The sequence below is a fragment of the Citricoccus sp. K5 genome, from assembly GCF_902506195.1.
GTDB lineage: Bacteria > Actinomycetota > Actinomycetes > Actinomycetales > Micrococcaceae > Citricoccus.
The window spans coordinates 1,490,976-1,505,574 of sequence record NZ_LR732817.1; the positions used below are offsets into that span (position 1 = coordinate 1,490,976).

The following is a 14,599-nucleotide window of genomic DNA, read 5'->3' on the forward strand; positions in this document are numbered from 1 at the left end:
CGATTCCGCTGCTGGCCCGGCCCACATTTCGGCTCTAGCATGGCGTTCATATGAGCGCCACCGACCAGCCGTCCGGGGACACCCCCTTCGCCCCCACCGCGGAGCCCACGCTCCTGACGGATTCCCCGCCCGGGGTGTGGGTCCCCGATCTGCTGGAGGGCTTCGAGCGGCTGACGATCCCCCTCGAGGTGGACGAGGAGGGCCCCAACGCGGCGACCTTGGTCCGTTCGGCTCGCACACGGGCTCGCACGCCGGCACGCGGGCCGGTGGGTGACGCCCCAGGCGAAGCGAACGCGATCGGTGCCCGGCCGGCGTCGCGCATTCCGGTGTTGTACGTCCACGGCTGGTCCGACTACTTCTACAACGCACCGCTCGCGGACCACTTCGAGGAGCGCGGCTACGCCTTCTACGCGCTGGACCTGCGTAAGTACGGCCGTTCGCTGCGTCCCGGGCAGACACCGGGGTGGGCGGACAGCCTCGAGGTGTACGACGACGAGATCGGCCAGGCGCTGCGGACCATTGGACGGGAACACCACCAGGCCCCCGTGCTGATGGGCCATTCCACCGGAGGGCTCATCCTGTCCCTGTGGGCATCCCGGCATCCCGGCCGGGCGCGGGCGCTCGTGCTGAACAGCCCGTGGCTGGAGATGCAGGGCTCGGCACTGGTCCGCCACATGGCCACCGCCGTCCTGGACCCGGTGGTGCGGCTGCAGCCGAAGAACTTCCTCAAGCTGCCCCGGGTGGACCACTACTGGCGCACGGTGTCCTCCGCCGCGGACGGCGATTGGGACCTTCACCCCTTGTGGCGTCCGCAGTACGCCTTCGAGGTGCCCGGCGGTTGGCTCAAGGCGGTGATGACGGGCCATGCCGCCGTGGCCGAGGGACTCGGCCTGTCGGAGCCGGTCTATGTGATGCTCTCGGACCGCACGGTCTTCTCAGCCGGGTGGCGCCAGGACATGACGGCGGCGGACATCGTGCTCGACGTGGAGATCCTGGCGCAGCGTGCCACCCGGCTCGGCCGGCACGTCACGGTCGTCCGGCACGCCGGTGCCCTGCATGACGTGATGGCCTCGCCACAGGCCATCCGGCGTGACGCCGTTCGCGAGATGTTCCGCTGGCTGGGGGCCTACGCCGGTCCTGCCTGATCCACCGCTCCCCCATACCGGCGGTCGCGGCGGGCATAGACCTCGACGGCGTCCCACAGGGTCGTGCGGTCCACGTCCGGCCACAGCGTGTCCAGGAACACGAGTTCGGCATAGGCCGACTGCCAGAGCAGGAAGTTGGACAGCCGCTGTTCTCCGGAGGTGCGCAGGAACAGGTCCACGTCCGGAACATCCGGTTCGTCCAGGTGCCGGGCGATCGTCTCCTCGCGGATCCCGGAGGGCGTCAGCCGCCCCGTCTCCACCTCACGGGCGATGGCCTTGACGGCATCAGTGATCTCGGCGCGGGATCCGTAGTTCACGCACATGGTCAGGTTGCACCGGGTATTGCCGCGGGTCTGCTCCTCCGCGATCTCCAACTCCTTGACCACGGAGGTCCACAACCGGGGGCGGCGGCCGTTCCACCGGATCCGCACCCCCCACGAATCGAGGGTGTCCCGCTGGCGGCGCAGCACGTCCCGGGAGAAGCCCATGAGAAAGCGGACCTCGTCCGGGGACCGCTTCCAATTCTCGGTGGAGAACGCGTAGACGGAGACGTGTTCGATGCCCAGCTGCACGGCACCGGCCATGACGTCCAGCAGCGCGGCCTCCCCGGCCCGGTGACCTTCGGTGCGGGGCAGTCCGCGCTGGTTGGCCCACCGCCCGTTGCCGTCCATGACGATGGCCACGTGGCGGGGGATGAACCGCGGATCCATCTGCGGCGGCCGGGCTCCCGACGGGTGCGGATACGGTTCGGCGAGGGCAGGCCGGTGGGCAGAGGGGCGGGAGGGCATGTGCTCGGTCCTCGGGTTCAGGGGCTCTGGTCCATGACGGTCAGGGACTTCAGGTGGCGTTCCAGGTGGAATTGGAGGTACCCGGACACGATACCGGCCGCCTCCCGGCGCGCCTGTTCCGGTGCGGCATCGGCGACCTCCCAGCGGCCTGTCTGCAGGGCCGCGAGCAGTTCCACAGTGGCCGGGGCCGGCGTCGCTGAGCCGGGCGGACGGCAGTCGTCGCAGACGCTGCCGCCGAGGGTGACGTTGACGGAGCGGTGGGGTCCGGGGACCCCGCACTTGGAGCAGGTGGTGAAGCTGGCTGCCCAGCCGGCGGTGGCCAGGGACCGCAGCAGGTAGGAGTGCAGCAACAATCGGGGAGCGTGGGTGCCACGGGCCAGGGCCGCCAGTGCCCCGTGGAGGAGCCGGTACTGGCTGGGCGCCTCAACCCTCCCGTCCGGCCGGGGCGGCTCCCCGCCCTCACCCACCTCCCCGATGTCGCTCACGGTCAGCCGCTCGGCGGTCTCGACCATGGCGGAGGCGGCGGAGTAGGCATCATAGTCCTGGGCGATCCACTGCCCGTAGGGCGTGACGGACTCGGCCTGCGTGATGATGTCCAGGTTCCGTCCGCGGACGAGTTGCAGCCGGGAGAGCATGAAGGGTTCCAGGGTGGCGCCGAACTTGGATGTCGTCCGGCGGACCCCCTTGGCCACGGCCCGGATCTGGCCGTGGCCGGGGGTCAGCAACACGATGATGCGATCGGCCTCACCGAGTTTGTAGGTGCGCAGGACCAGGGCGTTCGTGCGGTAGCTGTTCGCCGCGTAGCCTGCGCCTCCCCGCCCCGTCGAGCGTCCACCCGAACCGGACACTAGGCCCTGGCATCCATCCCGGCCCCCGGGCCGGCCACGGCCTGGGCGAGCTCCTCATCGTCCCGGAGGGCACGGTTGACGGCGGAGATGACCGCCTTCAACGAGGCCATGGTGGTGTTGTAGTCCAGGCCGGCGCCCCAGAGCACCCGATCCCCCACCGCGCACTCGACGTAGGCGGCGGCCATTGCAGATCCGCCCTCGGACAGCGCGTGCTCGGAGTAGTCCAGCACCCGGATGTCCAGGCCATCGTCGGCGAAGATCTTCACGAGGGCGGCGATGGGGCCGTTGGCGGTGACGGTGCGTTCCCGCTTCTCGCCGTCCACCTCTGCCTCGGCGGTCATGGTGAACCTGCCGTCCTCCTCGGTCGTCGAGTTGACGAGGCCCAGGCGGTAGCGGCCCCAGCGGGCGCTGTCATCAGCCGGGTCATCGGCCGGCAGGTACTCGTCCTGGAAGACCTGCCAGAGCTGGTCACCGGTGACCTCCCCGCCCTGGGAGTCGGCCATGTTCTGGATGACGTGGGAGAACTCGATCTGGGCGCGGCGCGGCAGGTCGAGGTTGTGCTCGCTTTTGAGCAGGTAGGCCACTCCGCCCTTGCCGGACTGCGAGTTCACCCGGATGACGGCCTCATAGGAGCGGCCGATGTCCTGCGGATCGATCGGCAGGTAGGGGACCCCCCACGGAATCCCGTCCCGGTCGGTGCCGGCCTCGGCGGCATCCGCGTCCATGAACTCGAAGCCCTTCTTAATGGCGTCCTGGTGGGAGCCGGAGAAGGCGGTGAAGACGAGGTCTCCCCCGTAGGGCACGCGCTCAGCGACCTGGAGCTGGTTGCAGTACTCCACGGTGCGGCGGATCTCATCCATGTTGGAGAAGTCGATCATCGGGTCGATCCCCTGGCTGTACAGGTTCATGCCCAGGGTCACCAGGTCCACATTGCCCGTGCGCTCCCCGTTGCCGAACAGGCAGCCCTCGATGCGGTCCGCGCCGGCCATGTAGCCCAGTTCAGCAGCCGCCACGCCCGTGCCGCGGTCATTGTGGGGATGCAGCGAGAGGATGATGCCACTGCGGTTCTCCAGGTTGCGGTGCATCCACTCGATGGAGTCCGCGTAGACGTTCGGGGTGGCCATCTCCACGGTGGCGGGCAGGTTCAGGATCATCTGGCGGTCCGTGGAGGCCTCGAGGATCTCACCGACCGCGTTGGAGATGCGGACGGCGAACTCCAGCTCGGTGCCCGTGAAGGACTCCGGCGAGTACTCGTACACGATCTCGGTGCCTGTCATCTGCTCCTCGTACTTGCGGCACAGACGGGCGCCGGTGGTGGCGATGTCCACGATGCCGTCCATGTCCTCGCGGAACACGACGCGCCGCTGGAGCACCGAGGTGGAGTTGTACAGGTGCACGATCGCCCGGTGGCAGCCCTCGAGGGCCTGATAGGTGCGCTCGATGAGGTGTTCACGGGACTGGGTGAGGACCTGGATGGTGACATCCTCGGGGATGCGGTCCTCGGTGATCAGCTGACGCACGAAGTCGAAGTCGGTCTGCGAGGCGGAGGGAAAGCCGACCTCGATCTCCTTGTAGCCCATGGACACGAGCAGTTCGAACATCCGCATCTTGCGGTCCGGGCCCATGGGATCGATGAGTGCCTGGTTGCCGTCCCGCAGGTCCACCGCGCACCACCGGGGTGCCTGGGTGATGACCTGGTCCGGCCAGGTGCGGTCCGGCAGCTGGACCTCGATCTGGTCCTGGAAGGGGGTGTACTTCTGGAACTTCATCCCGGAGGACTTTTGGAAATTGCGCATGGGGCTGGACGCCTGCCTTTCGTGAAACCCGGTGCGTGCACCGGAGGGGTCTGGCTGGTGGAAGGGCCGTGGAGCTACCTCCGCAACGGGGTTCCGGCCCGGCCAGGGTGCGATGCCCCCAGTGCGTCAGAGCGTGGCGGGCGCCACGACCGACGGCTCAGCCCCGTTGCGGCGGCGTAGTAGCAGCCCATCAACGGTGTCCGGGGTGATCCCGGTGAGGTCCAGTCGGTCGAACATGATTTCAGCCTAGCACCGCCGGGACCGAGGGGATCAAAACCCGAGCCGCCCCAGCTGCTTGGGGTCGCGCTGCCATTCCTTGGCCACCTTCACCCGCAGGTCCAGGTACACGGCCGTTCCGAGGAGCTTCTCGATGGAACCCCGCGCCTGGGAGCCGATGGCCTTGAGGCGGGAGCCGCCCTTGCCGATGATGATGGCCTTCTGGCTGTCCCGCTCCACGAACACGTTGGCGTGGATGTCCAGCAGCGGGCGGTCGGCGGGCCGCCCCTCGCGTGGGTTCATCTCGTCGACCACCACGGCCACCGAGTGCGGCAGCTCGTCCCGCACACCCTCCAATGCCGCCTCCCGGATGAGCTCGGCCACCATGGTCAGCTCGGGCTCGTCCGTGAGCTCACCGTCCGGATAGAGCGGAGGGGACAGCGGCAGACGTTCGGCCAGGACCTTCGCCACGTCCTCCACCTGGTGGCCCTGGACGGCGGAGACGGGAACGACGGCGGCGAAACCGGCTCCCCGGTTCTCCGGCCCGAGCACCTCGTCGCCGAGGGCGGTGACGGCGAGCAGCTGGGCCGCGATCGCGTCCGGCTTCACCTTGTCCGTCTTGGTCACCAGGGCGACCACGGGCTTGCGGTTGAGCAGTGCCAGCTGACCTGCGATGTAGCGGTCGCCGGGGCCGATCTTCTCGTCTGCGGGGATGCAGAATCCGACCGCGTCCACCTCGCCGAGGGTCTGGGTGACGAGGTCGTTGAGCCGCTGGCCCAGCAGGGTCCGGGGACGGTGCAGTCCGGGAGTGTCCACGAGGACCAGCTGGAATTCCTCGCGGTGCACAATCCCGCGGATGGTGTGCCGGGTGGTCTGCGGCTTGGAGGAGGTGATGGCGACCTTCTCCCCCACCAGGGCGTTGGTCAGGGTGGACTTGCCGGCGTTGGGCCGGCCCACCAGGGAGACGAATCCGGCGCGGAAGTCCTCCGGGGCGTTGCTGGGGTCGAACAGGGTCGTCATGGGGTCTCCCGGGAGGCTGGGGCGGATGCCGAGGCGGCGTCGCGATCGGTAAGGTGGGCTGGCAGCAGGTCGGTGCCGGGCCGGCGTCGGGCGTGGCCGCCGTCCCGCGGGGACTCCCGCACCACCAGGCGCGCGACGCGGTTGCGCCGGCCCTGCAGTGACTCGGCCGTCAGCTCGATGCCCTGGACTGCCACGTGTGAGCCCTGGATGGGGACGCGGCCCAGCGTCTTGGCGAGCAGACCGCCGACGGTGTCCACGTCCTCCTCGTCGTCCAGGTCCATGCCGAACAGCTCGGCGAAGTCATCGATCCCCATGCGGGCGTCCACGCTGAACGAGCCGTCCTCGAGGGGCTCGACCTCCGGACGGTCCTGGCGGTCGTACTCATCCGAGATCTCGCCGACGATCTCCTCGATGAGGTCCTCGAGCGTCACCAGGCCGGCGGTGCCACCGTACTCGTCCACCACGATCGCGATGTGGGTGGACTCGCGTTGGAGTTCCTGCAGCAGCACGGACACCGGCTTGGACTCGGGGACGAAGCGCACATCCCGGGCCACGGCGTCCACGGGGCTGGCCGGGTCCGCCGCGCCATCCCCCAGTCCCCGGTGCAGCGCCCGGGCCACATCCTTGAGGTAGACCATGCCGAAGACCTCGTCCGCGTTGTCCCCGATGAGCGGGATGCGGGAGCAGCCGGAGCGCAGGAACAGGTTCATCGCGTCCTCCAGGGTGGTCCCGGTCTCGACGGTGACGACGTCGGTGCGCGGCACCATCACGGCACGCACCAGGGTGTCCCCCATGTCGAACACGGAGCGGATGAGCTCGGCCTCCGCATCCTCCAGGACGTCGGCGTCGTTGGCCCGGGCGACGAACTCACGGAAGTGGCGCTCCTCGATCTCGGCGGCCTCCTCCTCCTCGTCCTCCGACCTCGGGCCGGGTGCCGCCACGCGGGCCGGCAGCGAGCCGAGCAGGCCGGTGAGGAAGCGGACGAGGCCCGCGGTGCGCTGGGCGGCCGCGACATCGTGCTTGGTCCCCACCTGGCGCGGCGAGAGCACGGTCAGCAGCAGGGCGACCAGCCCCATCAGCAGGAGGGACAACAGGGCGGTGATCCAGATGGTCCCGGTGAGGGAGTGGATGAACAGGGTACCGGCCACGGCGGCGGTGGTCTCGGCGAACAGCCGCCAGAACCGCAGGGCGTGCAGGTGCTCCGGCAACCGGGCCATGACCGTGAGGATCGGGCTGCGCGGGCGGCGCATCGCGATCCCCTCGGCCTCCTTTCGGGACAGGTATCCCAACGAGGCCTCGGCGACACCGAGGATCCAGGACAGGAACAGCAATGCGGTCAGCAGGACCGCGAGTATGAGGGAAGTGAGCATCAGGCTTCGGTGGGGTCTGGGGCCGGGCGGCCGAGGAAGTCGCCGAGCAGCTGGCGCTGGAGCGCGAACATCTCGGCCTTCTCCTCGGGCTCCTCATGGTCGAAGCCGAGCAGGTGGAGCACTCCGTGGACCAGCAGCAGCAGGACCTCGTCCTCGGCGGGGTGACCACCGCGTGCGGCCTGCACGGCGGCGACCTGCGGGCAGATGACCACGTCGCCCAGCAGCCCCTCCGGGCTCGGGTCCTCGGCGGTGCCCGGGCGGAGCTCGTCCATGGGGAAGCTCATGACATCCGTGGCGTCCGGCAGGTCCATCCACTCCAGGTGGAGCTGTTCCATGGCGGCCTCGTCCACGCACACCACGGAGAGTTCCGCACCCGGATGAACGTGCAGCGTCTCCAGGACGGAACGGGACAGGGCGAGCAGCGCCTCCTCGTCGACCTCAATGCCGGACTCGTTGACGATCTCAATGGCCATCGGTGCGTCCCCCAGCGTTCTCGTAGGCATCCACGATCCGGCTCACGAGGCGGTGGCGGACCACGTCGACGGACTGCAGCCGGATGACGGCGATGTCCTCCACGCCCTCCAGAATGGAGACGGACTGCGCCAGGCCCGAGTTGGTTCCCCGCGGGAGGTCGACCTGGCTGGTGTCGCCGGTGACGACCATGTGAGAGCCGAAGCCGAGGCGGGTCAGGAACATCTTCATCTGCTCGACCGTGGTGTTCTGGGCCTCGTCGAGGATGATGAACGCGTCGTTGAGCGTGCGTCCGCGCATGTAGGCCAGGGGGGCCACCTCAATCGTCCCGTCCGCCATGAGCCGCGGGATGGACTCGGGTTCGACCATGTCATGCAAGGCATCGTAGAGGGGCCGCAGGTACGGGTCGATCTTCTCGCTGAGCGAGCCCGGCAGGTACCCCAACCGCTCCCCCGCCTCGACCGCCGGCCGGGTGAGGATGATCCGGTTGACCTCCTTGGCCTGCAACGCCTGGACCGCCTTGGCCATGGCCAGGTAGGTCTTGCCGGTGCCGGCGGGACCGAGACCGAAGGTGATGGTGTTCTGGTCGATGCTCTCCACATAGTGCTGCTGGTTCGCCGTCTTGGGCCGGATCTTCCGGCCGCGGCTGGAGAGGATCGAGGCAGAGAGCAGTCCGGAGGCCTGGGCCCCTGATCCACCCCGCACCAGACTGGTCACCTGTTCGATGACCTCGGGGGTGATCGAGGTGCCGCGCCGGGCCAGGCCGTGCAGGTCCTCGATTACCTGGCGCGCCTGCTGCACGTCCGGGACGGGGCCCTCCACGTCCAGGTCCTCACCGCGGACGGAGACGGTCAGATCCGGATAGAGGCCGTCGAGGATCCGCAGCAACAGGTCCTGCGGGCCGAAGGTCCGCACCATGGTCTCCGCCGAGGCGAAGGAGATGGTGATGTGGTCACGTTCCGTGGAAAGACTCAAGGGAGGTGCTTCAGCTCCTGGCTGGTGGGACAACTACTGGGACAAAGGGTGGGGCGGGTGGACTACGAGGTCAGTCTACGTCCGCGGCCCGAACCGTCCCAGCAGCTGCTGGAGGACAGCGACGGCGGCCGGACCGGCGGTGGAGGACCGGAGCACGTGGTGCCCCAGCAGCACGGGCCGCCCCCCGGCCTCGACCAGGGCGGCGGTCTCGGCCGGGCTGATGCCGCCCTCGGGGCCGACCACCAGCACGATCCGTTCTACCCGTTCCACGGTCCCGCGGGCCAGAATCCCCGTCTCGGCAACGGCCTCGCCCAGTGACTGCCGCGCGTCCTCGTGCAGGACGAGCACCAGGGAGCCGGGCCCGCAGACCGACGCGACCCCGACGCCGTCGAGCACCTTCTCCGTGCGGGGCACCTGGGTGCGGCGTGCCTGCTTCGCGGCCGAGAGCAGCGCCCCCTCCCACTTGGTCACGGCTTTGGCTGCTTTGTCACCCTTCCACCGCACGATGGACCGTTCGGCCTGCCAGGGGTGCACGGCATCGAGCCCCAGCTCCGTCGCCGTCTGGATGGCCAGCAGGTCCCGGTCGCCCTTGGCGAGGGCCTGGACGAGCACGAGTTCTGGGTTCGGCGCCGGCTCGTCGTGGACGGTCTCGACGGTGACCTCCAGCCGGTCGGGCGCCGCGGAGTGCACGGTGCCGCTCACGCGCCGGCCGGATCCGTCCGCCACGTCCACGCGCTCCCCCGGCGACAGGCGCATGACCTGGACCGCGTGCCGGGCCTCGGCACCCGAGACCACCACGCTGGCCCCCGCCGAGGCGGGGGCCAGCTCGCCGTCACCGACGTAGAAGAGGGGGTTGCTCACAGGTTCTTGAGGTTGTCCCGGAACTTGGAGAACAACCCGCGGTGTTCCGTGGTGCCGTGCACCAGGTCCTCACCGCGCAGACCGGCCAGCTGCTCCAGCAGGGCGCGCTGCTCGTCGTCGAGTCTGGTGGGGGTCTCCACCCGCAGGGTGACCCTGAGATCACCGCGGCCGGAGCTCCGCAACCGGCCGACGCCCAGGCCCTTGAGGGTCTGCACCTCTCCGGACTGGGTGCCGGCCTTCACCGGCACCTCCTTCTCACCGTCGAAGGTGTCCAGCGTGAGCGTGGTCCCCAGGGCGGCGGCGGCCATCGGCACGCTCATCGTGGCCAGCAGGTGATCGCCGTCGCGGACGAACACATCGTGCTGACGCACCTCGATCTCCACGTAGAGATCGGCATTCGGGCCACCGCCGGGACCGGCCTCGCCGCGGCCGGCGAGCTGAATCCGGGTCCCTGTGGCCACACCGGCGGGGATCTTGATGGTCAGTGAGGTGCGCTCACGGATGCGTCCCTGCCCGGAGCACTCGCGGCACGGATCCGGGATGACGGTCCCGAAGCCCTGGCAGGCCGAGCAAGTCTCGGCGGCCATGACGGTGCCGAGGATGGAGCGGACCGGCCGGCGGATGGCGCCCTGACCATTGCAGATGGTGCAGGTCTCCGGATGCGTGCCCGGCTGACTGCAGCTGCCGTCACAGGTGGGGCACACCACGGCGGTGTCCACCTCGAGGGTCTTCTCAGTGCCGAAGACCGCATCACTGAGGTCGAGCTTGGCCGTGATGAGGGCGTCCTGCCCCCGCCGCGCACGGCTGGCGGGACCACCGCCCCTGCCACCACCCATGCCGCCGGAGCCGCCACCGCCGAAGAACGTCTCGAAGATGTCCTGGAAACCACCGAAATCGGCACCGCCGAAGCCGCCGCCCATGCCGCCGGTGCCGTTCTCATGGCCCGTGGCGTCATAGTTGCGGCGCTTCTCCTGATCCGAGAGGACCTCGTAGGCACGCGTGACGTTCTTGAACTCCTCGGAGGCGTCGGGAGCCGGATTCACGTCGGGATGGAGCTTGCGGGCCAACTTGCGATAGGCGCGCTTGATCTCCTCGGCGGAGGCGTCCCGGCCAACGCCGAGCACCTCGTAATGGTCAGCCACGGTCTGCGGTGTTCCTTCCGGTGGTGGGGTGGTGGATGCCGGTCCTGGCCGCTACTGCGACAGGATCCGGGACAGGTATCGGGCGATTGCCCGCACGGCGGTCATGGTGCCCGGGTAGTCCATACGGGTGGGGCCCACGACGCCGAGCTTGGCGCCGGAGCCGGGGCCGTAGCCTGCGGCGACGACGGACGCCTCGGACAGGGATCCGGTGTTCTCGGAGCCGATGCGCACGCTGAGGCCACGCACATCCTGCTCCATCTCGGTCAGCAGGCGCAACAACACGACCTGTTCCTCGAGCGCTTCCAGGATGGGGCCGATCGAGAACGGGAAGTCCCCGGTCGAGCGAGCCAGGTTGGCAGTGCCGGCCATGATGATCCGGTCCTCCCGGCGTGCCGCGAACATCTGGTCCAGCTGGGTGGCGAAGGCCAGGGCAAGATCCCGATCCTCTGCCGGCACCTCGGCCAGGGCGAGCCGGAGACCCTCGGCAGCCTGCACCGGTGTCAGCCCGTCCAGGTAGCGCAGGAACTGCTGCTTCAGCACGGACAGGGACGTCTCGTTGGCCTCGACCTCGAGGCCGAAGGCGCGCTGGTCGACCTGTCCGGTGGACAGGATCACGACGACGAGAGCCCGGCGGGGCGCCAGGAAGACGAACTCGATGTGCCGGATGGTGGACGAGTCCACGTGGGGGTACTGCAGCACGGCCACCTGGTTGGTGAGCTGCGCGAGCAGCCGCACGGTGCGGGCCATCATCTCGTTGAAGTCCCCATTGGCGTCCAGCAGCGTCTGCACCGCGCGCTTCTCGGCGGCGGACAACGGCTTCACCTCGGAGATCTGGTCCACGAAGATCCGGTAGCCCTTGTCCGTGGGGATGCGTCCGGAGGAGGTGTGCGGGGCCACGATGAGCCCCTCCTCCTCGAGGGCCGCCATGTCATTCCGGACGGTGGCCGAGGACACGCCCAATTGGTGACGGTCCACAAGGGCCTTGGAGCCGACGGGCTCGCGGGAGGACACATAGTCCTCCACGATGGCCTGCAGCACCTGCATGCGGCGCGGCTGCTCGCTCATCGGTTCCTCCTGCCTGTCATCCGGCTTAGCACTCGACGCTTTGAAGTGCCAAGTCTAGACCTTGTGTCCAATCGATGTACCACCACTTCCCCGCGACCCTGCGGGTTCCGGCACGGAGCCCGCCCACCGCCGGGCTCGTGCCGACCGCGTGCCGCGCGAGCCGCTGCACGGTTACGCCGGGTCCTCTTGCTAGCGTCGATGCCCGTGGAATGGAACAACTGGGGCCCGGGCACCCTCGACGGCGGCTTCCGCCCGACCGCCCGCACCGTCGAGAAGGTCCCCGCGAACCGGGGCGCCGTCCTGGAGGACACGGAGACCGGATTCACCGGTGCCGTCCTTCGGGTCGAGAAGTCCGGCGGTGTACACCTGGTCGTCCTGGAAGACCGCCGGGGACGCACGAAGTCCTTCCCCTTGGGTTATGGCTTCCTCGTGGACGGTGAGCCCGTCGAGGTGGTGCCCCCCACACCGGGCGGCACCCCCGGTGACTCCCCCGCGAAACCGGCCCGTACGGCGTCGGGTTCCCTGCGCGTGGACAACGCCCGGGCCCGCACGGCGCGGGCCTCCCGCATCTGGGTCGAAGGGCTGCACGACGCCGAGCTCGTGGAGAAGGTCTGGGGTGAGGACCTGCGTCTGGAGGGGATCGTGGTCGAGCCACTGCACGGGGTGGACGACCTGGCAGGCGCCATCAGGGACTTCTCACCCGGTCCGCAGCGCCGGCTCGGCATCCTCGTGGACCACCTCGTGACCGGGTCCAAGGAGGAGAAGATCGCCGTCGAGGCCATGAAGGTCCCCGGGGCGCGCGGCAACGTGCTGATCGTCGGTCATCCCTACGTGGACGTCTGGCAGGTCATCAAGCCCTCCGTCCTGGGCATCGGCGCCTGGCCCGTGGTGCCGAAGGGCCAGGACTGGAAGACGGGCATCCTCGCCGGCCTCGGCTGGCCACACCGGACCAAGGAGGACATCGGCCTGGGCTGGAAGAGGCTGTTGTCCCAGGTGCGGACCTATGCCGACCTGGAGCCGACCCTGCTGGGCCGGGTGGAGGAGGTCATCGATTTCCTGACCGCCGCGGAGCACTGACCGTCCACCGACCTGCAGGGAACTCCCGGAACCCGGCGGTACACTGACGACCGAACGCCACCCATCACCTCCGAACGGAAAGGCCCAGGACGTGTCCCAGCAGGAGCCCGGCAGTCCGCACCGCCCGCGCCCCGGCGCCGCCCCCCGGCGCGATCAGCAGCTGCAGGGGTCACCGGACCAGGCCAAGCCGCTGACGCCGGCCGAGGACCGTCAGTGGGCCACCCTCGCACACTTCGGCGGCTTCCTCGGATGCATCCCCTCCCTGGTGATCTACCTGGTCTTCCGCCACCGGGGTCCGTTCACGGCCCAGGAGGCCAAGGAGGCGCTGAACTTCACGCTGCCGCCCACGGTACTGGCCATCGTGGCGAACCTGCTGGCCCTCATTCCCATCGTCGGCGGCATCTTCGGCATCGTCGCCATGCTCCTGTGGCTGTTCATGACGGTCTCCGGCGTGGCGGCGGGCATCCAGTGCAACAAGGGCCGCCCCTATCGCTACCCGCTGAACCTGCGCCTGATCCAGTAAGCCCGGTCCGGAGCCGGCGCTAGAACCCGGCCAGTCGCCGGACGATCGCGTCGTCCAGCAGCCGGCCCTGCAGGGTGGGCACCACCCGGCCGGCCAGCGCCGCCCGTCCGTCCAGCAGTCCCTCGCCGATCATCGCGGCGATCTCCTGGCGCCCCTGGGCGCCGCCGTCGGGCGCCTGCTCCAGGGCGGCCGTCGGCAGCCCGTCCGAGAGCCGGACGCCCAGCATGACGCGCTCCAGGAACCGCGCCTCGGCGTCGGGTTCCTCCCGGCCGACGGACGGGGAGATCCCGGTGGCCAGTCGCTGCGCATAGGCCGCCGGATGCTTGGCGTTCCAGAACCGGACGCCGGCCACGTGTGAGTGGGCGCCGGGGCCGGCGCCCCACCAGTCCTGGTCACGCCAGTAGGCCACATTGTGCCGGGCCCGGTGGATGCCGCGGTCCTCGGGATCGTGGGCCCAGTTCGAGATCTCGTACCAGCGGTAGCCGGCCTCGGCGAAGAGCCGCTCGGCCAGCAGGTACTTGTCTGCCTGGTCGTCCGGATCCACATCCGGCACGGTCCCCCGCTTCACGGAGGTCCCGAACTTGGTTCCCTCCTCCACGATGAGCGAATAGGCCGAGATGTGGTCCGGTGCCAGGGCCAGTGCCGCCTCGACGGTGGTGCGCCAGTCCTTCAGGGACTCCCCCGGCGTGCCGTAGATCAGGTCCAGGGACACCTCCAGGCCGGCTTCCCGGGCCCAGCCGACGGCGGCCGGGACGTTCTCCTGCCGGTGCGTGCGGTCCAGCGTGGCCAGCACGTGCGGGACGGCGGACTGCATGCCGAAGGAGACCCGGGTGAATCCACCGGCGGCCATCTCCCGCAGGGACTCGAGGGAGACCGAGTCGGGGTTGGCCTCCGAGGTGATCTCCGCGCCGGGCGTGATCCCGAAGACGTCCCGGGCCCTGCCGAGGATACGGACCAGGTCTGCGGCGGGCAGCAGGGTGGGCGTGCCGCCGCCGAAGAAGACGGTCTCCAGCGTGCGCGGGGGGATCTCCGAACCGGCCAGCGCCTGCGCCGCGAAGTCCAGCTCACCGGCCACGGTGTCCGCGTAGGACGACCGGGACGCGCCGGGGCCCAGGTCCTCGGCGGTATAGGTGTTGAAGTCGCAGTAGCCGCACCGGACGGAGCAGAACGGGACGTGCACGTAGAGGCTGAAGGTGCGCGGCTGGCCGGCCTCGGCCGCCTCACGCACCCGGTTCCCCACCGCTGCGGGGAACCGGCCGTCGTCGGGCGCGGGGTCGCCGAGGGGAAGGATCGAAGGCAAGG

The 14,599-nt window shown here is 69.6% G+C and carries 14 protein-coding genes; 3 read left to right on the forward strand and 11 right to left on the reverse strand.

Annotated elements, in window-relative coordinates; all coding sequences use genetic code 11:
• The first annotated feature begins 50 nt into the window (after positions 1-50).
• Positions 51-1,145, forward strand: coding sequence for an alpha/beta hydrolase (locus tag BOSE125_RS06685; protein ID WP_159551110.1), 1,095 nt, complete (start codon positions 51-53; stop codon positions 1,143-1,145).
• Here the strand turns inward: BOSE125_RS06685 and BOSE125_RS06690 are convergent.
• From BOSE125_RS06690 to hrcA, 10 genes are all read right to left on the reverse strand, one after another.
• The gene (locus BOSE125_RS06690) at positions 1,127-1,933 is read right to left on the reverse strand and encodes an isoprenyl transferase (RefSeq protein ID WP_159551112.1); all 807 of its coding nucleotides are present in this window, start codon (positions 1,931-1,933) and stop codon (positions 1,127-1,129) included. The genes BOSE125_RS06685 and BOSE125_RS06690 overlap by 19 nt on opposite strands.
• A 17-nt stretch (positions 1,934-1,950) precedes the next feature.
• Positions 1,951-2,781, reverse strand: a complete 831-nt coding sequence (gene recO, locus BOSE125_RS06695; protein WP_159551114.1) for a DNA repair protein RecO — start codon at positions 2,779-2,781, stop codon at positions 1,951-1,953.
• Positions 2,781-4,577, reverse strand: coding sequence for a 2-isopropylmalate synthase (leuA, locus tag BOSE125_RS06700; RefSeq protein WP_159551116.1), 1,797 nt, complete (start codon positions 4,575-4,577; stop codon positions 2,781-2,783). Before leuA ends, recO begins: the two co-directional genes overlap by 1 nt.
• A 270-nt stretch (positions 4,578-4,847) precedes the next feature.
• Positions 4,848-5,813, reverse strand: coding sequence for a GTPase Era (era, locus tag BOSE125_RS06705; protein ID WP_159551118.1), 966 nt, complete (start codon positions 5,811-5,813; stop codon positions 4,848-4,850).
• Positions 5,810-7,183, reverse strand: coding sequence for a hemolysin family protein (locus BOSE125_RS06710; RefSeq protein ID WP_159551120.1), 1,374 nt, complete (start codon positions 7,181-7,183; stop codon positions 5,810-5,812). Before BOSE125_RS06710 ends, era begins: the two co-directional genes overlap by 4 nt.
• Positions 7,183-7,656 carry an rRNA maturation RNase YbeY gene (gene ybeY, locus BOSE125_RS06715; RefSeq protein WP_159551122.1) on the reverse strand — a complete coding sequence of 158 codons (474 nt, stop codon included), beginning with the start codon at positions 7,654-7,656 and terminating at the stop codon, positions 7,183-7,185. Before ybeY ends, BOSE125_RS06710 begins: the two co-directional genes overlap by 1 nt.
• Complete coding sequence (locus BOSE125_RS06720) at positions 7,646-8,629, reverse strand: PhoH family protein (RefSeq protein ID WP_371300574.1); 984 nt, start codon at positions 8,627-8,629, stop codon at positions 7,646-7,648. Before BOSE125_RS06720 ends, ybeY begins: the two co-directional genes overlap by 11 nt.
• A 75-nt stretch (positions 8,630-8,704) precedes the next feature.
• Entirely contained in the window at positions 8,705-9,490 is a 786-nt protein-coding gene (locus BOSE125_RS06725) for a 16S rRNA (uracil(1498)-N(3))-methyltransferase (protein WP_159551124.1), read from the reverse strand.
• Complete coding sequence (gene dnaJ, locus BOSE125_RS06730) at positions 9,487-10,632, reverse strand: molecular chaperone DnaJ (protein WP_159551126.1); 1,146 nt, start codon at positions 10,630-10,632, stop codon at positions 9,487-9,489. Before dnaJ ends, BOSE125_RS06725 begins: the two co-directional genes overlap by 4 nt.
• A 51-nt stretch (positions 10,633-10,683) precedes the next feature.
• Positions 10,684-11,697 (reverse strand): heat-inducible transcriptional repressor HrcA, encoded by a 1,014-nt coding sequence (hrcA, locus tag BOSE125_RS06735; protein WP_159551128.1) that lies wholly within the window; start codon positions 11,695-11,697, stop codon positions 10,684-10,686.
• Positions 11,698-11,901: 204 nt separating this feature from the next.
• Between hrcA and BOSE125_RS06740 the strand changes: the two genes are divergently transcribed.
• Together BOSE125_RS06740 and BOSE125_RS06745 are read left to right on the forward strand one after the other, a co-directional pair.
• A complete protein-coding gene (locus tag BOSE125_RS06740) occupies positions 11,902-12,774 on the forward strand; it encodes a DUF3097 family protein (protein WP_236557854.1) in 873 nt (290 codons plus the stop codon).
• Positions 12,775-12,865: 91 nt separating this feature from the next.
• Positions 12,866-13,297, forward strand: a complete 432-nt coding sequence (locus tag BOSE125_RS06745; protein ID WP_159551132.1) for a DUF4870 domain-containing protein — start codon at positions 12,866-12,868, stop codon at positions 13,295-13,297.
• 19 nt (positions 13,298-13,316) lie between these two features.
• Here BOSE125_RS06745 and hemW read toward each other — a convergent pair whose 3' ends face one another.
• A complete protein-coding gene (hemW, locus tag BOSE125_RS06750) occupies positions 13,317-14,597 on the reverse strand; it encodes a radical SAM family heme chaperone HemW (RefSeq protein ID WP_159551134.1) in 1,281 nt (426 codons plus the stop codon).
• Positions 14,598-14,599 lie beyond the last annotated feature (2 nt).